This is a genomic window from Mesorhizobium quangtriensis, from assembly GCF_040081925.1.
Classification (GTDB): domain Bacteria; phylum Pseudomonadota; class Alphaproteobacteria; order Rhizobiales; family Rhizobiaceae; genus Mesorhizobium_K; species Mesorhizobium_K quangtriensis.
In genome coordinates this window covers 16897-37227 of the sequence record NZ_JBEBMF010000003.1, presented here as the reverse complement: position 1 = coordinate 37227, position 20331 = coordinate 16897, and the positions used below count along the sequence as shown (strand labels likewise).

The 20331-nt window shown below is 62.9% G+C and carries 23 protein-coding genes; 16 read left to right on the top strand and 7 right to left on the bottom strand.

Features of this window, described 5'->3' with window-relative positions:
• Window positions 1-168 precede the first annotated feature (168 nt).
• From ABMA32_RS15905 to ABMA32_RS15890, 4 genes are all read left to right on the top strand, one after another.
• Complete coding sequence (locus ABMA32_RS15905; RefSeq protein WP_349014801.1) at window positions 169-657, top strand: terminase small subunit; 489 nt, start codon at window positions 169-171, stop codon at window positions 655-657.
• A 296-nt stretch (window positions 658-953) separates the two neighbouring features.
• Window positions 954-2072 (top strand): copper-containing nitrite reductase, encoded by a 1119-nt coding sequence (gene nirK, locus ABMA32_RS15900; RefSeq protein WP_349014800.1) that lies wholly within the window; start codon window positions 954-956, stop codon window positions 2070-2072.
• A 56-nt stretch (window positions 2073-2128) separates the two neighbouring features.
• Window positions 2129-3013 (top strand): SUMF1/EgtB/PvdO family nonheme iron enzyme, encoded by an 885-nt coding sequence (locus tag ABMA32_RS15895; protein ID WP_349014799.1) that lies wholly within the window; start codon window positions 2129-2131, stop codon window positions 3011-3013.
• 61 nt (window positions 3014-3074) lie between these two features.
• Entirely contained in the window at window positions 3075-4325 is a 1251-nt protein-coding gene (locus ABMA32_RS15890; protein WP_349014798.1) for an NnrS family protein, read from the top strand.
• Between the two features lie 75 nt (window positions 4326-4400).
• On the opposite strand, the gene ABMA32_RS15885 is transcribed toward ABMA32_RS15890, so the two are convergent.
• Together ABMA32_RS15885 and ABMA32_RS15880 are read right to left on the bottom strand one after the other, a co-directional pair.
• On the bottom strand, window positions 4401-4745 hold the full coding sequence (locus ABMA32_RS15885) for a YbaN family protein (RefSeq protein ID WP_349014797.1): 345 nt from the start codon (window positions 4743-4745) through the stop codon (window positions 4401-4403).
• 74 nt (window positions 4746-4819) lie between these two features.
• Complete coding sequence (locus ABMA32_RS15880) at window positions 4820-5263, bottom strand: pseudoazurin (RefSeq protein ID WP_349014796.1); 444 nt, start codon at window positions 5261-5263, stop codon at window positions 4820-4822.
• Window positions 5264-5393: 130 nt separating this feature from the next.
• Here ABMA32_RS15880 and ABMA32_RS15875 point away from each other — a divergent pair, with 130 nt between their 5' ends.
• Window positions 5394-6092, top strand: coding sequence for a Crp/Fnr family transcriptional regulator (locus ABMA32_RS15875; protein ID WP_349014795.1), 699 nt, complete (start codon window positions 5394-5396; stop codon window positions 6090-6092).
• A gap of 15 nt (window positions 6093-6107) precedes the next feature.
• On the opposite strand, the gene ABMA32_RS15870 is transcribed toward ABMA32_RS15875, so the two are convergent.
• The gene (locus tag ABMA32_RS15870; RefSeq protein WP_349014794.1) at window positions 6108-6395 is read right to left on the bottom strand and encodes a DUF1858 domain-containing protein; all 288 of its coding nucleotides are present in this window, start codon (window positions 6393-6395) and stop codon (window positions 6108-6110) included.
• Between the two features lie 153 nt (window positions 6396-6548).
• Here ABMA32_RS15870 and ABMA32_RS15865 point away from each other — a divergent pair, with 153 nt between their 5' ends.
• Genes ABMA32_RS15865 through ABMA32_RS15815 form a run of 11 tightly spaced genes read left to right on the top strand, consistent with a single transcriptional unit; the run spans window position 6549 to window position 14562 of the window.
• The gene (locus ABMA32_RS15865) at window positions 6549-6983 is read left to right on the top strand and encodes a group III truncated hemoglobin (RefSeq protein WP_349014793.1); all 435 of its coding nucleotides are present in this window, start codon (window positions 6549-6551) and stop codon (window positions 6981-6983) included.
• Window positions 6984-7003: 20 nt separating this feature from the next.
• Entirely contained in the window at window positions 7004-7465 is a 462-nt protein-coding gene (locus ABMA32_RS15860; RefSeq protein WP_349014792.1) for an Rrf2 family transcriptional regulator, read from the top strand.
• Between the two features lie 20 nt (window positions 7466-7485).
• Entirely contained in the window at window positions 7486-9123 is a 1638-nt protein-coding gene (gene ccoN, locus ABMA32_RS15855) for a cytochrome-c oxidase, cbb3-type subunit I (protein ID WP_425475549.1), read from the top strand.
• 3 nt (window positions 9124-9126) lie between these two features.
• Window positions 9127-9879 carry a cytochrome-c oxidase, cbb3-type subunit II gene (ccoO, locus tag ABMA32_RS15850; protein ID WP_349014791.1) on the top strand — a complete coding sequence of 251 codons (753 nt, stop codon included), beginning with the start codon at window positions 9127-9129 and terminating at the stop codon, window positions 9877-9879.
• Between the two features lie 9 nt (window positions 9880-9888).
• Complete coding sequence (locus ABMA32_RS15845) at window positions 9889-10059, top strand: cbb3-type cytochrome c oxidase subunit 3 (RefSeq protein WP_349014790.1); 171 nt, start codon at window positions 9889-9891, stop codon at window positions 10057-10059.
• Window positions 10050-10931 (top strand): cytochrome-c oxidase, cbb3-type subunit III, encoded by an 882-nt coding sequence (gene ccoP / locus ABMA32_RS15840; RefSeq protein ID WP_349014789.1) that lies wholly within the window; start codon window positions 10050-10052, stop codon window positions 10929-10931. The genes ABMA32_RS15845 and ccoP overlap by 10 nt, the downstream gene beginning before the upstream one ends.
• Complete coding sequence (locus ABMA32_RS15835; protein ID WP_349014788.1) at window positions 10928-11122, top strand: hypothetical protein; 195 nt, start codon at window positions 10928-10930, stop codon at window positions 11120-11122. The genes ccoP and ABMA32_RS15835 overlap by 4 nt, the downstream gene beginning before the upstream one ends.
• A gap of 12 nt (window positions 11123-11134) precedes the next feature.
• Complete coding sequence (locus tag ABMA32_RS15830) at window positions 11135-11971, top strand: DUF2189 domain-containing protein (protein ID WP_349014787.1); 837 nt, start codon at window positions 11135-11137, stop codon at window positions 11969-11971.
• A gap of 53 nt (window positions 11972-12024) precedes the next feature.
• Complete coding sequence (locus ABMA32_RS15825) at window positions 12025-14229, top strand: heavy metal translocating P-type ATPase (RefSeq protein ID WP_349014786.1); 2205 nt, start codon at window positions 12025-12027, stop codon at window positions 14227-14229.
• Window positions 14226-14414: a cbb3-type cytochrome oxidase assembly protein CcoS gene (gene ccoS, locus ABMA32_RS15820; RefSeq protein WP_349014785.1), complete on the top strand. Its 189-nt coding sequence runs from the start codon at window positions 14226-14228 to the stop codon at window positions 14412-14414. The genes ABMA32_RS15825 and ccoS overlap by 4 nt, the downstream gene beginning before the upstream one ends.
• 13 nt (window positions 14415-14427) lie before the next feature.
• Window positions 14428-14562 (top strand): hypothetical protein, encoded by a 135-nt coding sequence (locus ABMA32_RS15815; protein ID WP_349014784.1) that lies wholly within the window; start codon window positions 14428-14430, stop codon window positions 14560-14562.
• Between the two features lie 209 nt (window positions 14563-14771).
• On the opposite strand, the gene copM is transcribed toward ABMA32_RS15815, so the two are convergent.
• The 4 genes from copM to ABMA32_RS15795 are packed head-to-tail and all read right to left on the bottom strand — an operon-like array spanning window position 14772 to window position 20318.
• Window positions 14772-15185 (bottom strand): CopM family metallochaperone, encoded by a 414-nt coding sequence (gene copM / locus ABMA32_RS15810; protein ID WP_349014783.1) that lies wholly within the window; start codon window positions 15183-15185, stop codon window positions 14772-14774.
• Between the two features lie 20 nt (window positions 15186-15205).
• Window positions 15206-15583, bottom strand: coding sequence for a hypothetical protein (locus ABMA32_RS15805; RefSeq protein ID WP_349014782.1), 378 nt, complete (start codon window positions 15581-15583; stop codon window positions 15206-15208).
• Between the two features lie 22 nt (window positions 15584-15605).
• Window positions 15606-18734: an efflux RND transporter permease subunit gene (locus tag ABMA32_RS15800; RefSeq protein ID WP_349014781.1), complete on the bottom strand. Its 3129-nt coding sequence runs from the start codon at window positions 18732-18734 to the stop codon at window positions 15606-15608.
• Between the two features lie 6 nt (window positions 18735-18740).
• Window positions 18741-20318 carry an efflux RND transporter periplasmic adaptor subunit gene (locus ABMA32_RS15795; RefSeq protein WP_349014780.1) on the bottom strand — a complete coding sequence of 526 codons (1578 nt, stop codon included), beginning with the start codon at window positions 20316-20318 and terminating at the stop codon, window positions 18741-18743.
• Between the last annotated feature and the right edge of the window lie 13 nt (window positions 20319-20331).

The following is a 20331-nucleotide window of genomic DNA, read 5'->3' as shown; positions in this document are numbered from 1 at the left end:
CATCCCGGCTACCAATCGCAAAGACGATTCACATTCTAGCGATGCGACGATAACGAATGGCGGTTGGGGTAATAACCCTCTTAGGCACCGTGGGTTACAGCTGACCCCGACGTACAGCTACAACAACCGTTCGCACATGATCGCCCAACGGAGAAGGTGCTTCATTCAATGCCAGTCCTGAAAAGCGCCAAACACGAACGTATGGCTCAATCGCTCGCCAAGGGGCTCAGCTCTGATAAGGCATATGCAGAGGCAGGCTATAAACCCCACCGCGGCAACGCGGCACGATTGAGCGCAAATGAGAACATCATGGGTCGCGTCACCGAGCTTCAGAAAGAGCGAATCGAGAAGGTTCACGAATACGCTGCAGTCGACTTCCGCGAGCAGATGCACAAGCTCATCGGCATCGTAGACAAAGCGATTGAGACTGGGGACATTAAGACCGCTCTTGATGGGCAGAAGTTCATCATGAAGATGGGAGGCTTCGAGGACATGCCGACGCTTACGCATGAGATGCTTGGCGACCGCGGCTTGCATGGATTTCAACGGTCTGCGGAGCCTGGCGAGCCTGTTCGGAAGAACATCCTGCAGTTTGGCCCGGCGCATCGGAAGCTTATTGAACTGGCAGGGCCGAGAACTATCGATCTCAAAGGGTAGTGTGTATTGCGCAATACGATGTCAGCTATGCGCCCCATTTCGGTCGTTCACCTGCGGTCTAGCTGATAGCAAAAGCCGTTATTCGGAAAAGAAGAAAGACTGTGCGACGTTCCGCATCGGCGACGCATCTCTCGCTCCGACAAGCTGTACGCCGCGTTCAGCCGCTGGGCCGCTCTTGCGTTCGTCATAAAAGCTAATCGATCAGCTTTGCCGCAAGTTTGTTGCAGCGCAAAGTACGGGCGGCGGAAAGGGTTAGATTCTCGTCATCGACAACGACAAATCGAAGGAGAATTGAGATGTTCACGCGTCGCCAGGCATTGCTCGGAGCTGCCGCAGCCAGCGTGTTGACTCCCGCACTCTTGCGAGTGGCTGCGGCTTCGACAGCGCCGGCTACCGAGGCGGAAATCGCCGGCCTCCCCCGCGAGAAGGTGACTCTGGTCGCGCCACCTCATGTTCATGCCCACGAACAGGTTGCCAAGGGTGGTCCGAAGGTTATCGAATTCACCATGCCGATCGAAGAAAAGCCCGTCGTCATCGACGATGAAGGCACCGTCCTGCAGGGCATGACCTTCAATGGCTCTATCCCGGGGCCGATGATGGTGGTGCACGAGGGTGACTATGTCGAACTGACGCTGATCAACCCCGAGACAAACACCATGCCGCACAACATCGACTTCCATGCGGCGACGGGTGCTCTTGGCGGCGGCGCGCTGACGCTCATCAACCCGGGCGAACAGGTGACGCTGCGCTTCAAGGCCACGCGCACGGGCACCTTCGTCTACCACTGCGCCCCTGAAGGCCCGATGATTCCGTGGCATGTCGTGTCCGGCATGCACGGCACGATCATGGTCCTGCCGCGCGACGGGTTGAAGAACGAGAAGGGTGAGGCGTTGCGCTACGACCGCATCTATTACATCGGCGAAAACGACTTCTACATCCCACGTGACGAGGACGGCAACGTCAAGACCTATGAGAGCCATGGCGACTCTTATGCCGACACGCTGGAAGTGATGAAGAGCCTTGTGCCGACCCATGTCGTTTTCAACGGTGCAAAGGGATCTCTCACCGGCGACAACGCGCTGAAGGCCAGCGTCGGTGAAGCGGTGTTGATCGTCCATTCCCAGGCGAACCGCGATACGCGGCCCCACCTGATCGGCGGTCACGGCGACTATGTCTGGGAACAGGGAAAATTCGCCAATCCACCGTCGAAGAATCTCGAGACCTGGTTCATACGCGGCGGGTCGGCGGGGGCGGCATTCTACACGTTCCTTCAGCCCGGCATCTACGCCTACGTCAACCACAACCTCATCGAGGCGGTTGAGCTCGGAGCGACGGCGCATTTCGTCGTCGAGGGCGAGTGGAACGACGACCTGATGAAACAGGTCAGCGCACCTGGTCCGATCCAGGTGAACTGACCAACGCATGCTGCGGGCCGGCTCGGTCCGGACCGCACTTTTCAAAGCAGAATGTCATGAGCATCAAGCTATTCGAGATCGCATACGGCGCCGCCGCGCTGATGTCGGTTCCCGTGGTCCTCGCCAGTCTCGCCGGCGACCCGCATTCGGCCATGCCGATGGCAGAGACCGTCATGATCCCGGCCCGTACAATCGACTTCCCGCTGCCTGGCGAATTCCTCGCTGCAAACCGGGCCATGGCCGCTCCGGTCGAGGCTACCAGGGTCGCATCGTTCCGGATCATGAAGCGACAGGTCAGTCTGAGCGACTACAGGCGGTGTGTGGCGGCAGGCGCCTGCAAAGCCCCGGATGCGCCGGCGACCACGGACGATGTTCCGGTGACGGGCATCAACGGACTCGACGCGGATGTCTATGCACGCTGGTACTCGCAGGAGACCGGCGAATCCTGGCGGCTGCCGACCGCACAGGAAGCGGCTGCCGCCGGTGCGGAGCGCTTTGCCGGCGAGAGCTTCAGCGCAGTGAGCGAAGCTCCGGGCAATCCGGCAGTAAGATGGATCCGTCGCTACCGCGAGGAGGCTGCCGCGAAACGTCCGTCAGATCCTCGGCCTAAGCTGCGCGGCAGCTATGGTCCTAACAGCCTCGGCGTCGAGGATTTCGGCGGCAATGTCTGGGAATGGACGTTGACCTGCTACAATCGCGTCACCGTCACGACTGAGACCCATGAAGTGCTCAGTGTCGTCGAGAACTGCGGAGTGCGCGTGCTCGAAGGCCGCCATCGCGCCTACATGTCAGGCTTCGTAAGGGACGGCCGCAGCGGTGGCTGTGCCGTTGGCACCCCTCCCGAAAATCTCGGGATGCGGCTTGTGCACGAAGATCATAACCCGGCTGTCGCCGCCGTGCGTCGGACGTTGGCGAAGCTGCGAACCGCTTTCACAACATAGGCATGAAGGAACAGGCCATGGGAGATATCGTCCCCTTTGCCGCCGGACAGGAGCACGCTTGATGCCATCCAAGATTGTCTCTGCCCAGGATCGCTCGGTGCCTCGGGCTGCGCTCAAGTCAGGCGACACGCGACGTGACGGGCGTGGCCGAATCCAGGGCATGCCTCCGATCCTGCACTACGGTTTCCGACCCTTCTTCTTCGTGGCGGCCCTCTATGCCGGTGTTGCCATCCCCGTCTGGCTTTGCGCCTATTTCGGAGGCTTTGGATTTGCGGGACCTTTCGACGGCTTGCGTTGGCACGCCCACGAAATGCTTTTCGGTTATCTCGGCGCTGTCGTTGCCGGCTTCATCCTCACCGCCATCCCCAACTGGACCGGTCGCCTGCCGCTGAGCGGTGGGCGCCTTGCGGTCCTCGTCGGGCTTTGGTTGGCCGGCCGGATCGCGTGCATCGCCATTCCTTCGCCGACCGTTGCCGCTGTGGTTGACCTTTCTTTTCCCGCCATGCTTGCTTTCGCGATCTGGCGGGAAGTAGTCGCGGGGCGGAACTGGAAGAATGCGCCGGTTGCCGCGATAATCACACTGCTGGGTGTTGCGAACCTGCTCGACCACCTCGCCAATCTGGAACTGGCCCCCCACGATCTAGGCCAACGGTTGGCGCTTGGCGTGGCGGCGATGCTGATCGCGTTGATCGGCGGACGGATCATACCGTCCTTCACTCGTAACTGGCTGGTGAAGAACGGCGTGCAGCGTCTTCCGGCACCCTTCGGCGCTCCCGACAAGGCGGCGCTCGCCGCGACCGCGCTCGCGATGGTCGGCTGGCTGACCTTTCCCGGCGCGGCCGCAACCGGATTGGTCCTCTGCACGGCTGGCTTCCTGCTGCCCGTTCGGCTCGTACGCTGGCGCGCCGGCGCGACGGTATCGGAACCCATCCTGCTGATACTGCATGTGGGTTATGGCTGGTTGGCGCTGGCGCTGACCCTGCTCGGACTTGCCATGCTTGTCCCCGACATTTCCGATTCCGCGGCGCTGCACGCGCTGACCGCGGGTGCAATCGGAACCATGACGCTCGCTGTGATGACGCTCGCCAGCCTTGGCCATACCGGCCGTGCCATCAAGGCGGATGGCTTCATGGTCGTCATGTATGCCATGGTCACGACGGGCGCTGCCCTGCGCGTTGCCGCGCCCTTCCTCGATGACGGATATTCGTACCTCCTTTCCGCCGGCGGGGCACTGTGGAGCGGAGCATTCCTGCTTTTCGCCATCCGCTTCGCTCCCATCCTGTGGGGGCGTCGGGTCGGTGTGGACAGCTAGGGATGGGTTATCGGGAAAGGCGCCAATCGCCTCGCGAGCCTCATCGCCGGAATCAGTCTGGTGGTGAAGGTCGTATCAAAACGAAGACGGCCGCTCCCCCAGGACTGCGGCCTGGACAGCAAGAATTGTCCAGGGCAAGCTGATAGCGAACGAGAGCAGCAGGGCCGTGGCCATGGCTGTGGCCGCAAGCTTCCTGGCACGCAGCGATATCGCGCCGTTCCGGTTCCAATCTCTGATCGTGGGACCGAAGCGAGGATGGGACATGAGCCATCCGTGCAGCCGTTGCGATCCTCTGGCGAAACAGAAGGCCGAAAGGAGGATGAACGGCGTGGTCGGCAAGAGCGGAAGCGGGATGCCAGCGAGACCGAGCCCGAGCGAAACCACACCGGCACCAATCCAGAGCGGGCGCAGGCGCTCCATCCCTCGCGCGCCAAGTGACGGGCGGGCGGTCTCCTCTCGGAACACCTCCGAATGGTGACTGCCCGCCCGAATGCTCATTGTGCAGCACCGAGCTGTCCGAACAGGTCCTCGAACACCTTCTTGGCCTTGCCGGACTGCTTGACGGCCTGTGCCTCGGCAGCATTAGTAGGATCGCCCACATTGATCAGCGCCACCATGCCCATTCCGTAGTGCGGCGTGCATTTGACGCCATACACCCCGTTCCCATCGACCTTGAGCGTATATTCTTCGTTGAACTTGCTCTTGAATGCTTCCACGCCTTCCGGGAGCATTCCCTTGATGCTCTCGACATTGTGTCCCTTGTCGGTGGGGATGAACCGGATCGTGTCGCCGGGCGCCGCCACGATGAAGTCCGGCTCAAATACCATCGATCCCTTTGCTCCCTTGTTCAACATGTGGACCTCGATCTCGGCGGCACCGGCGGCTCCGGTGACCATCAGGGTCGCGCCTAGCATCAGCGCCGCGACGAACGGTTTCATTTTCTTCTTCCTTTCTGACCACGGCTGATTGCCGTTGCCACATCCATAGTGCAGGGAAGCACACGACAGTTTGTGCTGGCGCAAACTGTCGCTAGAGATGGATGGTGCCGCTTACGGGAAACGGAACTGCATGGCCCTCGACAGATCGTTGATTTCCGGACTGCCGCCGTTCGCCGGGCTGAGCACCGCCGCCCTGGACGCCATCCTTCTGCAGGCCCGTTCCGTCCGCTTCGCCAAGGATATGGAGGTCTTCGGGCAGGACCAGGAGGCAGGACACTTCTACCTTCTGCTATCCGGCCATATCCGGGTGGTCCGAACAACCCCGGACGGCGATCAGGTCATCGCGCGCTACATTAACGAAGGCGAGCTGTTCGGCATTGCAATGGCGATGGGACGCACGACCTATCCGGCCAGCGCGGTGGCAGCAGTGGACTGCGTCGTCCTGACATGGCCCAACAGCGCCTGGCCGGGTTTCCAGGCGCAGCATCCGACTTTCGGCGCCAACGCCTACCAGACCATTGGCAACCGGCTTCAGGACACCCAGGCACGTGTTGACGAGATGGCGACGCAGCAAGTTGAGCAGCGCATTGCCAGCGCCATCCTTCGCCTCGTCACCCAATCCGGCCGCAAGACCAGCGATGGAATCGAGATCGACTTTCCGATCACGCGTCAGGACATAGCAGAGATGACCGGCAGCACGCTGCACACGGTAAGCCGGCTGCTCAGCGCCTGGGAAGACGAGGGCATCGTGCGCAATGCGCGCCAGAAGGTCGTCGTGACCGATCCGCACGCACTCATGCTGCTTTCGGAGAGCCGCCGGCGCAAATGACTTAACCCGCAATAGTCAGGCCGGGCGGAGATCAGTAGTTGCGCCGGGCTCGCGAACTGCTTTGACCGCGAAGGCCGACGGTGCGTTGGCCCTGGCATCTCCCTGCATCGCCGCGAGCAACTCCACAGAGAACCGTCCCTCATCGATCCTGTGGGCCGCACATGCATCAGCGACGGTGTGGAATATGCCGATCGGACAGCCCACGCAAAGCATACGATAGCGGATCATGACCCGGATGGTGGACGGCCACCGCCGCATGATTTCATCGACCGGCATATCGGGATCGAGGGTTACAGGCTGCATCGTCCGGGCTTTCCAAATCCAGAACGGTATGCAGCGGACAATCGACGTACTTTGTCCCCGGACAAACTGCATCTCGAAAGGCGGGGCGACAAGCCTTCACTTGCCTATCATTCGGGCCTAAGATAAGTGGTATGGAAAATACCACATATTCCGATGGCACATTCTTCCTTACCAACTCCCCCGCCTGCGGAGCGTCCGCTACACCATCCAAACGTCGACCGGGTCTTCATAGGCAGCCTGGTTCGCGCTTTCTACGCCCGCGTGCGGGCCGACCACCGCCTCGGTCCGATCTTCGCACACGAGATTCGTGGCGACTGGGAACCGCATCTGGAAAAGATGACGGACTTCTGGTGTTCGGTGATACTCAAGGACGGCAGTTACGAGGGGCGTCCGGTCCCTGCCCATCTAAAGCTCAAGCAGGTGCGCGAGGACGATTTCGATGTCTGGCTAGGGCACTTTAGCGCAACGGTAGCCGAGTTGTGCGCGCCAGACGCGGCGACCGTTTTCGTCGATCGCGCCGAGCGCATCGCGCAGAGCCTGAAGCTGGCCATGTTCTTTCGGCTTGGCGAACCAAGGCGCGAAACGTGATGCGCGAGCGGGAACGCTGAATGCACCTTACTTTCCACACCGACTATGCATTGCGCATGCTGATCTATTTGGCAGTCTGTCCCGACGGTCAGGCTCGGGTGGGAGATGTCGCGGAGCGATACGATATCTCCCGGAACCACCTCCTGAAGGTCGCCCTCGAACTCGGGCGGTTGGGCTATGTGACGACAACGCGCGGCCGCTCAGGCGGCATTTCTCTTGCCCGGCGTCCGCAAGACATCAATCTGGGCGCGGTCGTGCGACACATGGAGGACGACTTCGGACTCGTCGAGTGCATGCGCGCGGGGGGCGCCTGCTGCATCTCGCCATCCTGCAGGCTGAAGGGAATAGTCAGGGAGGCAACCAAAGCCTTCCTGTCGATCTTCGACAACTACACGCTTGCCGATCTGGCAATGGACAAAACCGCTTTGAGATCACTGCTTGATCTAGGTCAAGGACGTGGCAAAGTGTCGTCGGTAGCGTGACTGTCATTTGAGGGATGCACATGATCAGGCAACTAACCGTATCTGAACGCCAGATATCGGCAATCATGCTGGGCCTTGTCGCCGCTGTCGGTGTGGCTATGGCAGCAGCCGGGAGACAGGACGCGCTTGGTGTGCACGGCGTCATCGTGATCCTGTTCGCCGGTGCCCTGATGTATCCGATCTTTTCGGCAATCGGCTCGCCCGAGCCGACGGAGGACCGGGAAGCGTCCTACTACGACGACCCGATCAAGGTCGGCATCGTGCTCGCCATGATCTGGGCTGTATTCGGCATGTTCATGGGTGTCTGGGTCGCGGCGCAGCTTGCGTGGCCCAATCTTGCATTCGAAGGAGCGTGGTCGACGTTCGGCCGGCTGCGGCCTACGCATACCTCAGGGATCATCTTCGGCTTCGGCGGAAATGCTCTGATCGCCACGTCCTTCCACGTCGTCCAGCGCACGTCGCGCGCCCGGCTTGCCGGCCAGATCAGCCCCTGGTTCGTGCTCTTCGGCTTCAATCTGTTCTGCGTGCTGGCGGTGTCCGGCTACCTGATGGGGGTCACGCAGTCGAAGGAATATGCCGAGGCGGAATGGTATGCCGATCTCTGGCTCGTCGTCGTCTGGGTCACGTATTTCGTGCTTTACCTGCGCACGATCGCGCGACGCAAGGAGCCGCACATCTACGTGGCCAACTGGTACTTCCTGGCCTTCATCGTGGTGGTGGCGATCCTCCACATCGTCAACAACCTGGCGATCCCGATCTCGTGGGGCAGCGCGAAAAGCTACACGGTCTGGCCCGGCGTCCAGGATGCGATGGTGCAGTGGTGGTACGGCCACAATGCTGTTGCGTTCTTCCTGACCGCCGGCTTCCTGGGCATGCTGTACTACTACCTGCCGGTGCGGGCGCAGCGGCCGATCTTTTCCTACAGGCTCTCCATCCTGAGCTTCTGGGGCATCACCTTCTTCTACATGTGGGCGGGCTCGCATCACCTGCACTACACGGCGCTTCCGCATTGGGTGCAGACGCTCGGCATGACGTTCTCAGTGATGCTGCTCGTCCCCTCCTGGGCGTCAGCGGGCAACGCGTTGCTCACGCTGAACGGAGCATGGCACAAGGTTCGCGACGACGCGACGCTGCGCTTCATGACTGCCGCAGCGATTTTCTACGGCCTGTCGACGTTCGAAGGTTCGTTCCTGGCGATCAGGCCGGTCAATGCGCTCTCGCACTACACGGACTGGACCATCGGTCACGTTCATGCAGGTGCGCTCGGATGGGTGGCACTCATCACCTTCGGCTCGCTCTACACGCTCGTTCCCTCGCTCTGGAAGCGGGAGCGCATGTATTCGGCGGCACTGGTCGAGGTCCACTTCTGGCTCGCGATCGCCGGCACGCTGATCTACATCTTCGCGATGTGGAACTCGGGCGTCATACAGGGGCTGATGTGGCGTACCTACACGGGGGACGGCTCGCTTGCCTATTCCTTCGTGGATTCGCTGGTGGCGATGTACCCGTACTACATTGCCCGCGCGTTCGGCGGACTGCTGTTCCTGATCGGTGCGCTCGTGGGTTGCTACAACATGTGGATGACGGTTCGTGCGGTTCCAGAAACCGTATCTCGCCAGGGCGATCTGCCGGTCGCAGCCGCAGTTCCGGGAGAATGACCGATGGCTGAACTTTTCCACCGCAAGCTCGAACGCTCGGCCATCGGCTTTGTGCTCGCGATCATCGTGGCCGCCAGCATCGGCGGCATCGTCGAGATCGCTCCGCTCTTCACCATCGACGACACCGTCGAGGAAGCTCCGGATATGCGGGTCTACACTCCTCTGGAGCTGGCTGGCCGCAACATCTACGTGCGCGAGGGATGCTATGCCTGCCACAGCCAGATGATCCGCACCCTGCAGGACGAGGTCGAACGCTACGGCCCCTATTCGCTGGCGGTCGAGTCGAAATATGACCGGCCCATGTTGTGGGGATCGAAGCGGACCGGGCCCGATCTCGCACGCGTCGGCGGCAAGTATTCGAACAGCTGGCATGTCGCCCACATGATGAATCCGCGCGATGTCGTGCCGGAATCCAACATGCCGTCCTACGCGTTCCTTGCCCGCACGACGTTGCGGACCGGCGACCTCTCCGAGAGCCTCGAAGTGCAGCGCATGCTTGGGGTTCCTTACACGCCCGAGATGGTTGAGAACGCGGCGCGCGACGCGTTCGGGCAAGCGTTCCCCGACGCCAGCGAGGCGGCGGGTGTTGTCGAACGCTATGGCGAGGCGACCAATGTCAGCAGCTTCGGTGGTGTGTCAGGCAAGCTGACCGAAATGGACGCGCTGGTTGCGTATCTGCAGATCCTGGGTCGCCTTACCGACGCCGCGTACAAGAACACGGCCGCGCCCGAAAACGCGCCCGAAACGACGAACTGAGGTGGAACGATGGATCTCGATCATGACACCGTTCTCGCCTTCTCCAAGAGTTGGGGGCTCTTCTATCTGATGGGCTTCTTCCTCTGCGCCGTCGTCTACGCTTTCTGGCCGTCAAACCGGAAGCGCTTCGACCGGGCCAAGACCAGCATTCTCGACCAGGACGACAAGCCATGGCGCTGAACGAACGCGATCCCGTCACCGGCCGCGAAACGACCGGGCATGTATGGAACGGCATCAAGGAACTCGACACGCCCGTGCCGCGCGGCGTGCTGATGTTCCTGATCGTGACGCATATCTGGGCGATCGGCTGGTGGTTCCTTGTGCCCGCCTGGCCGTTGGGGTCGACCTACACCAAGGGCATTCTTGGCGTCGATCAACGCACGGCGGTCGCGCAGAGCGTTGCCGAAGGACGCCGCGAGCGCGCATCGTGGGTCGCCAAGATCGAGAGCGAGCCGTACGAGACCGTGCTTGCCGATCCCGCCTTCATGCAGACCGTACGCCAGACCGGAAACCAGCTGTTTGGCGACAATTGCGCTGCCTGTCATGGTCGCGATGGGCGCGGGCGCGCCGGCTATCCTAACCTGACCGACAATGACTGGCTGTGGGGCGGTAGTCCCGAAACGATCGAGCAGACCCTGCGCGTCGGCATCAACTCATCCCATGCCGAAAGCAGGGTTGCCATGATGCCCGCCTTCGGCCGCGACGGCATGCTCGAGCGCCAGCAGGTCAGTAATGTCGCCAGCTACGTCTTCTCGCTCAGCCATCCCGACTATGTGACCGAGGAAACGAGCGGAAAGATTGACGCCGGACGGGAAGTGTTCGTCGCGAGCTGCGCCGCATGTCATGGCGAAAACGCCAAGGGCAACCGCGAGGTCGGAGCTCCGAATCTGACGGACGACCACTGGATTTATGGCGGCGATCTGCAAACGATCACCAGCTCGATCTACGGCGGACGCGAAGGGCATATGCCGACCTGGAACGACCGCCTGAGCGACGGCGAAATCCGCACGCTCTCGCTCTACGTCCACGATCTCGGGACCCGCCAGCCATGAGCCCCGCTGTCTTGCGCAGCGGACGTGGCGTGCGGGTGGCCTGGATAGCCGTGGGCCTCGGCCTGTTGGTATTCGTGGCCGCCAACATCCACCTGGTCTATGTTGCGGTGACCTCGCAGCCAGCATGCGTTCCTCACCTGAAGGACGCGGCCGAGGGTACAGGATTCCGCGCCGCGAAATCGGCCTGCTGAGGAGGAAATCCGATGGGCGAAGCAGACAAATCCTATTGGTTGCTCAGTGAGACTTCGGGCGTTGGCGAGACGCGCGACCCGCGGCTTCAGCGCCATCTTCCGCTGCTTGCAGGGCTCGGCTGGCTTTCGGCCGGCTGGCGCGACTTCTGGACTGCGCCAGCGTCTAGCATCGCCTACGGCCTCGGCGTGTTCGTTCTGTCGATCGCCTTCATCTGGACCCTGTTTGGATTCGGACGCGATTACATCCTTTTCCCCGCACTGGCGGGTTTCCTGATCGTCGCGCCGTTTCTGGCGATCGGGCTCTATGAAAAGAGCAGGATGATCGAGCAGGGTCATCAGGTGCGGCTTGTCGATATGCTGACCGTCCGGCCGCGGGCCGGCGCGCAGGTATTTTTCGCGGGCCTGCTGCTCTCGCTTCTGATGCTGACATGGGCGCGCGCCGCGGTGCTGCTGTGGGCGCTGTTTTTTGGAGTGGTCGCGTTCCCGGGCTTGGACAACGTCGTCGACCTGCTTGTCGGCAATATCTACGGCTGGACCATGATTGTCGTCGGCACCGCCATCGGAGGACTATTCGCCGCGTTTGCCTTCGCCGTCAGCGTCTTCGCGATCCCCATGATGCTCGACCGCAACGTCGACGCCCTTACCGCGATGGCGACCAGCATGCGCCTCGTATGGAACAATATGTTCCCGATGATCGCGTGGGGCGCGATAGTCATCATCCTGTTTGCAATTTGCCTCGCGACAGGACTGCTGGGCATGATCGTGATCTTCCCGCTTCTGGGCCACGCGACCTGGCATTCATACCGCGCGATCGCCGGCAAGACTCCAGGAGAAAGTGGGACCGAATGAGTTGCTGCGCGCCGGGGAGCGAAGCTGCACTTCTGACGTTGCCCGGCCGGGTTGTGCCCGACCAAGAAATACGTCTTGCCAGCAGGAGCCTGGGGGACGGCCTGATCCAGACCGACCTCTCGGTCCCGAGCGCACATTGCGGCGCGTGCATCCTCGCCGTAGAGCAGGCTCTGGCATCGCTTCCGGGTGTCTCTGCTGCGCGCCTCAACCTGACAGCGCGCCGCGTTGCCGTGAAATGGCGGGAAGACGGTGCGGTGCCGCCGATGGTGGAAGCCTTGCGCAAGGCAGGCTATCCCGCGACGCTGACCGAAAGCGACGATACCAAGGCCGATCTGGAGATGACGCGCCTAATCCGCGCCACGGCAGTGGCCGGCTTCTGCGCCATGAACATCATGATGCTGTCCGTGTCCGTGTGGTCCGGCGCCGATGCGGAAACGCGGCACGCGTTCCATCTCGTCTCGGCGGCGCTTGCCTTGCCTGCACTCATCTATTCCGGAAGTATATTTCTCGAGTCGGCATGGAACGTCCTCAGGGTCGGCCGAACCAACATGGACGTGCCGATCAGCGTCGGCATCCTGCTGGCCTTCGGCCTCAGCCTCTACGACGCGGTGACCGGCGGTCCACACGCCTATTTCGACGCCATGACCTCGCTTCTGTTTTTCCTTCTCGCGGGTCGTGCGCTCGACCATGCGATGCGGGGACGCGCCCGCGACGCTGTGCGGTCTCTGGCGCGCCTATTACCACGCGGCGTGACTGTGCTCCTGCCGGAAGGCGGGCGAGAATATCGCGAACTCCAGGGGTTGCAGGAAGGCGATGTCGTTCTCGTCCCGGCCGGTGATCGTATCCCGACCGACGGGTCGGTGCTGAGTGGTTCCGGCGTGCTGGACCTCTCTGTTGTTACCGGCGAGACAAAACCCGAAAGCATTGCACCCGGCTCCAGGGTGCTTTCCGGCGCCCTGAACGTCAGCGCTCCGCTTTCGATCCGCGTCGACAAGCGCCCGGTCGATTCCTTTCTGGCCGACATGGTCCGCCTCATGGAAGCGGCTGAAGGCGCGCGCGCCCGCTATCGCCGGATCGCCGACCGTGCGGCATCGCTCTATTCGCCTGTTATCCATCTGGTGGCGCTCGTCACTCTGGCGGGATGGCTCGTGGCCACGGGTGACTGGCATCGGTCGGTGACGATCGCGATCGCCGTACTTATCATCACCTGTCCCTGCGCGCTCGGCCTTGCCGTTCCCATGGTGCAGGCGGTCGCGGCGCGCCGCCTCTTCTCCATGGGCGTCACCCTGAAGGACGGAAGCGCGCTTGAGCGGCTGGCCGAAATCGACCTCGTTGCGCTCGACAAGACCGGAACGGTCACCGCGGGTGCGGTGAACGTCACGGCCCATGACGTGCGGAGCTCCGATCTGCGGGCGGCGACCGCTCTTGCAACCCTGTCCAGTCATCCGGTGGCGCGTGCGGTGGCATTTCTGTCCGATGGTGCAGGCGCGCCTGTTGCCGACGCGCGAGAGGTCGCCGGGTCCGGCATCGAAGGACGCTTCGATGGTCATTTGTACAGGCTTGGTAGGCGGGATTGGGTAGATGCGGAAACGGTTGGACGCGAAAGCCATGAGACCGGCGGCGCAGCGACGTGGCTGTCGCGCGATGGCGAGATCGTCGGATCCTTCGACGTCGCAGACACGTTGCGCGAAGATGCCGTGCGCGCCGTGAAGGAACTTGGCAGCATAGGGCTGGATGTCGAGATGCTCTCCGGCGACGCAGAGGCGGAAGTCGAACGCGTCGCATCGCTTGTCGGGATCCGCCGGGCCATGGGCAGGCTTCTGCCGCAGGACAAGGTCCGCCAGCTTGAGCAGCAGCGCGAAAACGGTCGCCGCGTGCTGATGGTCGGCGACGGAATAAACGACGCACCCGCGCTCGCCGCGGCGCACGTCTCCATGGCGCCCTCCTCCGCGGCGGATGTCGGCCGCAATGCAGCCGATCTGGTGTTTCTGGGGTCGAGCCTGGAAAGCGTGCCCAAGGCAGTTTCAACGGCCCGCAGCGCCATGAAACTTATCCATCAGAACATCGCGCTTTCCATCGCCTACAATGCTCTCGCGCTGCCGCTGGCGGTCGCCGGCTATGTCACGCCGCTGATTGCCGCGATTGCAATGTCCACCTCGTCGATCCTCGTCGTGGCTAATGCGCTGCGCCTTTCGAAGGACACGAAGAGCCAAGCCGTAACCCGTGGGACAGGCAAACTACGCCTGGCCGAAGTATGATGGACCTTGCCATGTGGCTAGTTCCCGTGGGGCTTGGTATGGGTGCGATCGGCCTTTTGGCTTTCTTGTGGTCCATGCGCAGCGGCCAGCTTGACGACCTCGAAGGCGCTGCGGAGCGCGTGCTCCACCAGTCGGAAGACGCTCCCCTGCGGCAAGACAGCCGAATGGCGGATACAAAACGTTGAACCGGAGGAAGACATGATGAGCGAAACCGCCGATAGAAAATTCGACTGGGTAGCGGCACTGGCGATGATGTCTGGCGTGGCCGTGTTGATCCCCAGTCTGCTGGCATTGGCTGTGACGGTCGTGAGCGTGATCGCGCTTCTTTCCTGACTGGGTCCAGCCTCGTCCCAGTCGTTGCTCGCCATGGAGACCAATAGGAGATCGCTGTTGTCGAATGTCTCCTTTTCGGGACTAATCATTCGCAACCGGACTGACAGCTAACGGCCCCATTGAGGAAACCGGCAACACGTTGACCTCGGCAATCGCTGATGACAGCCGAGGTGGTATCGAAATTCCGGCCATCAAGGCAGGACGCTGGCCTACTTTCCGTTCTTCGCCAGCCACGCCTGCATCTCGGCGATCTCCTTCTGCTGCGCGGCGATGATTGCCTCCGCCATCGCTTTGGTCGACGGATCGGTGGCGTACTGGAGGGCGACCTTCGCCATGTCGATCGCGCCCTGATGATGCGGGATCATCTTCAGCCGGAAATCGACGTCGGGATTGCCGGTGTATTCAACTGCCATGCCGTGCATCATGTCCATGTCGGCCTGCTTGTAGGCCTTGGTGGACTCGCTGTCCCCCTCCGCGGGCATCATCATCTGCATCATGCCCTGCATGTCCTCCATCTTCATCATGCCGCCGGAGCCATGCGAACCGTGATTCATCTGCGCGGATGCGATGCCAGCGACCGTGGTGACCGCGACAGCGACGATGAGCGTCTTGAGCGTTTTCATGGTGGTTCTCCTTCAGGTTTTCAGTTGTTGACGAAGCGGGCCTGGATGCCGTGGCCGTCGGCCAGTGTGGCCGAGACGACGACCCGCGCGCCTGCGCCGAGCGGCGCCGGCAACGGTCCGACCAGTCTGTTGGGTTGCTGCGTTTCGAGCGCGATCGTGATCGTCTTGCCGGCGTCCTGGACGATCGCCCGGGCTTTCGTGGTGCCCTCCGACGACATCGGCTTCCCGTCCTGGCCGGCGAAGTAGAGGACGATCGTGTTCTCCTCGACGGTCATCTCGACGAAGACATCGTGGGTCTCGACGACTGGGCCGCCGTTGGGGCCTTTGGCCGCTTCCTGCGCGACCGCCGTGGACAGAAACGCTGCAAGCGCCGCTGCCGCGATTATCAGTTGCTTCATGTCTTTCTCCTTCTTCGATGTTTCAGAATGCTTCGACCGGAGTCGATGTGACCGCCGGCCTCCCGGCGCGCCCGGCGAGGATTCGTTCGAGGGGTTTGCGCCCGAAGGCCAGGAACAGGACCGGGGTGAGGAAGGTGTCGAGCAGTGTCGCCGAGACCAGACCGCCGAAGATCGTCACAGCAACCGGATGCAGAATCTCCCGGCCTGGCTCGCCGGCACCGATGAGCAGGGGGATAAGCGCCAGACCCGCCGACAGAGCGGTCATCAGCACCGGCGAGAGCCGTTCCAGACTGCCGCGGACCACCAGTTGCTTCCCGAAGCGCTCACCCTCGTAGAGCGCCAGGTTGATGTAGTGCGACACTTTCAGGATGCCGTTGCGTGCCGAGATGCCGGCGAGCGTGATGAAGCCGATCATGGAAGCGACCGACAGCGGCTGGCCGGCGATATTGAGGGCGATCACGCTGCCGATCAGGGCAAGCGGAATGTTGCCCATGACGATCAGTGCGAGCACGCCGGACTGATAGCGGCTGTAGAGGACGACGAAGATCAGCACGAGCGACACGAGCGACAGGAGGCCGATCCGCAGGCTCGCCTCTTCCTGCGCCTGGAACGTCCCTTCCAGCGCAGTGACATAGCCCTGCGGCCAGTCCGTCGCCGCGATCGCGGCGCGGATGTCTGCCACGATCGCCGCCATGTCGCGCTCGCCGTCGGTATTGCCAAGAACGGCGATGCGGCGTTGTCCGTTCTCGCGCAGGATCTGATTGGGCCCGTCGGTCTCCCGGACGGTCGCGATCATGCTGAGGGGGACGTGGCCGTTCGGCGTGGCGATGAGCAGGTCTTCGAGACCGGTCGTCGACCGGTCCTGGTCGGAGAGCCGCATGACGACGTCGAAGCGTCGATTGCCTTCGACGATCTGCGAGACCGTCCGGCCGTTCGACATCGTCTCCAGCGCCTCGGTCACGGCGGCGGGCGTGAGCCCGAAGAGCGCGGCGCGCTCGTGGTCGACGTCGACCCGCAACTGGGGAATCCGGACCTGCTTCTCGACCTGCAGGTCGACGAGGCCGGGGATGCCGGACAGACGGTCGCGCAGGCTGTCGGCCAAAGTCCGCAGCCGGTCGAGGTCGTCGCCATAGATCTTCAGCGCGATCTCTGCACGCACGCCCGAAAGCATGTGGTCGAGCCTGTGCGAAATCGGCTGCCCGACATTGAGCGAGGCGGGCAGCACGGCGAGCCTCGCCCGGATGTCGGCCATGACCTCGTCCTTGGACCGATCGGATCGCTTCAGGTCGACATCGATCTCGGAGGAATGGACACCTTCGGCATGCTCGTCGAGTTCCGCGCGGCCGGTCCGTCGCCCGACGGATACGACCTCGGGGACGTCAGCGATCAGGTTCTCGGCGATCGTGCCGAGACGATGGCTCTCGGCCAGAGCGATGCCCGGATTGTAGGCGAGGCTGATCGTCAGCGTGCCCTCATTGAAGGGCGGCAGGAACGCACGCGGCAGCAGCGTCGCGGCATAGGCGGCAGCGCCGACGCAGAGTGCCACTGTCGCAAACAGTAGTGTCCGCCGGCGGAAGGCGATCTCCAGCAGCGCCGCGTTGGCGCGCTTCAGGTGCCTTACTACGAAAGTGTCGCCTTCATGCGACCGCGTCCGGCCGGACAGCAGGTAGTAGGCAAGCACGGGAGTGACGGTGATCGAGGTGACGAGCGAGGCCAGTATCGAGACGATGTAGGCGACGCCCAGCGGCGCGAAGAGCCGCCCCTCGATGCCCGACAGCGCGAAGAGCGGGATGAAGACGAGGATGACGATCATCGTGGCATAGACGATGCCTGACCGCACCTCCTGCGACGCCGAGGCGATCACCTCAAGGACCGGACGGGGAACGGCGAGAAGCCGGTTCTCTTTCAGCCTGCGGATGATGTTCTCGACGTCGACCACGGCGTCGTCGACCAATTCGCCTATGGCGATCGCCAGTCCCCCGAGCGTCATCGTATTGATCGTCAGGCCGAAGGCGGCGAAGACGAGCACGGTGACCAGGATCGAGATCGGGATCGCTGTCAGTGAGATGAACGTCGCGCGCCAGTTCATCAGGAAGAGGATCAGCACGACCGCGACGACGACCGCCGCCTCGACGAGGACGGTCTTCACGTTGTCGACGGAGGTCTCGATGAAGGTCGCCTGCCGGAACTGGAGATTGGTCGCAGAGACGCCGTCGGGCAGCGTGCGCTGGATGTCGGCGAGCGCCTGCTCGATCCTGGCGGTCAGGTCGACCGTGTCGGCTCCAGGCTGCTTCTGGATCGAGACGATCACGGCAGGCTTGCCCTGGAACCCGGCGTCGCCGCGTTTCACGCGCGGCGCGAAGTCCACCTGCGCCACCTGATGAAGGAACACCGCCTGCGTGCCGTTTTGCGCGACGACAGTGTTGCGGAGATCCTCCAGCCGCTGCGTCACGCCGACGTTCCGGATCAGATACTCGCGGCCGTTCTGGTCGATGAAGCCGCCGCCGGTATTGGTGCCGAACCGGGCGACGGCTGCCTCGATCTGCTCGTAGGTAACGCCAAGCGCCTGCAGGGCCGCGACGTTCGGAATAATGCGATACTGTCGCACCTCGCCGCCGATCGGGATGACCTGCGCGACGCCGGCGATGGTCAGCAACTGCGGACGCATCACGAAATCGGCGATCTCGCGAATCTCCATCGCCGAAACCGTGTCGCTGGTGACCGCGATCAGCATGATCTCGCCCATGATCGAGGTCACCGGTCCCATCTGCGGGACAACGCCTTCCGGCAACTGCTCGCCGACCAGCGACAGACGCTCCGCGACCAGCTGGCGCGAGCGATAGATGTCGGTGCCCCAGTCGAACTCCACATATACGATCGAGAGACCGACGCCCGAGACGGAGCGGACCCGCGTCACGCCCGGCATGCCGTTCATCGAGGTCTCGATCGGGTAAGTGACGAGCTGCTCCACCTCCTGCGGGGCGAGACCGTCGGCCTCCGTCATCAGCGTGACGGTCGGCTTGTTCAAGTCGGGGAAGACGTCGACAGGAACGCGCGGCAACATCCATGAGCCGTAGGCGACCAGCACTAGCGCTGCAGCGATGACGAACAGGCGGTTGCGCAGGCTGGTCGTGACGAGGAAGCTGAACATTGCCGCTCACCGGACCTGGTTGATGAGTTCGGAGCCGCGGACGACGATCCGGTCGCCCTCTGCGATTCCCGCTCGGACGATCACTCGTGTCGCGTCGAACGGCTCGGTGCGAACGGGTCGCGGCTCGAACCTCTCCGCCTCTGCATGCCGCCAGACCAGGGATTCGCCATTGGCGCCGGTCAGCACGGCCTCGCGCGGCAGGACCATTGCGGTAACGGCGTCTCCGTTCCGGGCGAACACCTGGACAGGTTGTCCGACAGCCATGTCCGGAGAGGGATCGCCGATCGCGAACTGGACGCGCGTGGCCTGCTGCTGGAGCGCCTTGCTGAACCCGATGAAGCGAAGATCGATCGCCGTGCCGTCGGCAGCCGACGCGCTTGCGCCCGACAGGGTCGAAGGGTCGATCTGGCCGTAGACCAGCGCCTCGACCCAAAGCCCGTCCGGATCGATGATCTGGAAGACCGTGTCCTCGGGGCCGACGACCTGCCCGGCCACGATGTTGACGGAGGCGATCACCCCGTTGACAGGCGCGCGCAGGGTTTCCGGCTCGGCACGAACCTCCGCGAAAATGTCGAGCCGCCGGCGCAGGCCGGCTAGTTCGGTCTCGGCGTCGGTCACCTGGCTCTGGGCCGACACACCGCGTGCAGCGAGGGTGCGCGCCCTTTCGAGTCTCGCCTCGGCGACCGCGATCTCCTGCTCGATGGCGCCGATCTGCTCGGCGATCCCCGTCTGGTCGGCCTGCGACAGCGCCTGTTCGACCAGGGCGAGGATGTCTCCCTTTCTGACTCTTTGACCGAGCATCGGGAGCCCATCGTCCGGCGACAGGATGCGGCCGCCATTGATGCTCTGGACGAGGCCGGAACGGTTGGGGTCGGCGATGACGCGACCGATCAGGCTGACCGCCTTGAAGGCTTCCTCGGGCCTCGCCACGATCGTGCGGACATCGAGCAGGCGCTGCGTCGGCTTCGGCAGGAAGATCGAACCGTCGGAGAGACGGCTCGGAGCGTCTCCCGACGGAGCCGGGACGGACGCCGAGCCATGATCGTGGCCTTCATGGCTGATCGCGAGCGCCGTCGTGGCGATCAGTGCCACCGCGGCGACGAGGGCAAGCGGAACCGCACGCCGGCTGCGCAGGGACGCCCCGAGAACGAACCCGACGAACAGCGCTGCGCCGCCTATGACATAGGGCAGCGGCACCGCATAACCCGCCAGCACGATATCGGCACCCGCCGCCAGGCCCGGTATCGGCTGGGAGGACGGTGCGGACACGAGGGTTTCGGGGCGCTTCGGGAGATCGAGCGTGCCGATCAGCAGGTCATCGCCCGACGGGGCCGTGATGACGAATACGATCTCCAATGGGCCTTCACCAGCTAAGGCGTCTGAGGTGACATCGAATGTGCCGTCGCCATTGGGCGCAGCGGCGATGTCGGTTCCTCCCACGGTCGCGACGATCGTGGCCTCCGTTATCGGCTCGTTTGTTTCGAAGCGGTCGAGATAGAGCCTCAGGGTGCCCGCTGTCAGGATGCCGACGAGCTCGTACGTTTCGGACTGGACGGCCATCCGAGGCGAGGACGTTGCAGCCATGACAGGCTGCGGG

Coding starts and splice junctions, on each gene's coding strand:
- ABMA32_RS15805 (WP_349014782.1), bottom strand. CDS start 15,583: ATGAAGCAACTGATAATCGCGGCAGCGGCGCTTGCAGCGTTTCTGTCC.
- ABMA32_RS15865 (WP_349014793.1), top strand. CDS start 6,549: ATGGCACATTCTTCCTTACCAACTCCCCCGCCTGCGGAGCGTCCGCTA.
- nirK (WP_349014800.1), top strand. CDS start 954: ATGTTCACGCGTCGCCAGGCATTGCTCGGAGCTGCCGCAGCCAGCGTG.
- ABMA32_RS15795 (WP_349014780.1), bottom strand. CDS start 20,318: ATGGCTGCAACGTCCTCGCCTCGGATGGCCGTCCAGTCCGAAACGTAC.
- copM (WP_349014783.1), bottom strand. CDS start 15,185: ATGAAAACGCTCAAGACGCTCATCGTCGCTGTCGCGGTCACCACGGTC.
- ABMA32_RS15870 (WP_349014794.1), bottom strand. CDS start 6,395: ATGCAGCCTGTAACCCTCGATCCCGATATGCCGGTCGATGAAATCATG.
- ccoO (WP_349014791.1), top strand. CDS start 9,127: ATGGCTGAACTTTTCCACCGCAAGCTCGAACGCTCGGCCATCGGCTTT.
- ABMA32_RS15880 (WP_349014796.1), bottom strand. CDS start 5,263: ATGAAACCGTTCGTCGCGGCGCTGATGCTAGGCGCGACCCTGATGGTC.
- ABMA32_RS15800 (WP_349014781.1), bottom strand. CDS start 18,734: ATGTTCAGCTTCCTCGTCACGACCAGCCTGCGCAACCGCCTGTTCGTC.
- ABMA32_RS15815 (WP_349014784.1), top strand. CDS start 14,428: ATGATGAGCGAAACCGCCGATAGAAAATTCGACTGGGTAGCGGCACTG.
- ABMA32_RS15830 (WP_349014787.1), top strand. CDS start 11,135: ATGGGCGAAGCAGACAAATCCTATTGGTTGCTCAGTGAGACTTCGGGC.
- ABMA32_RS15835 (WP_349014788.1), top strand. CDS start 10,928: ATGAGCCCCGCTGTCTTGCGCAGCGGACGTGGCGTGCGGGTGGCCTGG.
- ABMA32_RS15885 (WP_349014797.1), bottom strand. CDS start 4,745: ATGGAGCGCCTGCGCCCGCTCTGGATTGGTGCCGGTGTGGTTTCGCTC.
- ABMA32_RS15890 (WP_349014798.1), top strand. CDS start 3,075: ATGCCATCCAAGATTGTCTCTGCCCAGGATCGCTCGGTGCCTCGGGCT.
- ABMA32_RS15905 (WP_349014801.1), top strand. CDS start 169: ATGCCAGTCCTGAAAAGCGCCAAACACGAACGTATGGCTCAATCGCTC.
- ccoP (WP_349014789.1), top strand. CDS start 10,050: ATGGCGCTGAACGAACGCGATCCCGTCACCGGCCGCGAAACGACCGGG.
- ccoN (WP_425475549.1), top strand. CDS start 7,486: ATGATCAGGCAACTAACCGTATCTGAACGCCAGATATCGGCAATCATG.
- ABMA32_RS15875 (WP_349014795.1), top strand. CDS start 5,394: ATGGCCCTCGACAGATCGTTGATTTCCGGACTGCCGCCGTTCGCCGGG.
- ABMA32_RS15895 (WP_349014799.1), top strand. CDS start 2,129: ATGAGCATCAAGCTATTCGAGATCGCATACGGCGCCGCCGCGCTGATG.
- ccoS (WP_349014785.1), top strand. CDS start 14,226: ATGATGGACCTTGCCATGTGGCTAGTTCCCGTGGGGCTTGGTATGGGT.
- ABMA32_RS15860 (WP_349014792.1), top strand. CDS start 7,004: ATGCACCTTACTTTCCACACCGACTATGCATTGCGCATGCTGATCTAT.
- ABMA32_RS15845 (WP_349014790.1), top strand. CDS start 9,889: ATGGATCTCGATCATGACACCGTTCTCGCCTTCTCCAAGAGTTGGGGG.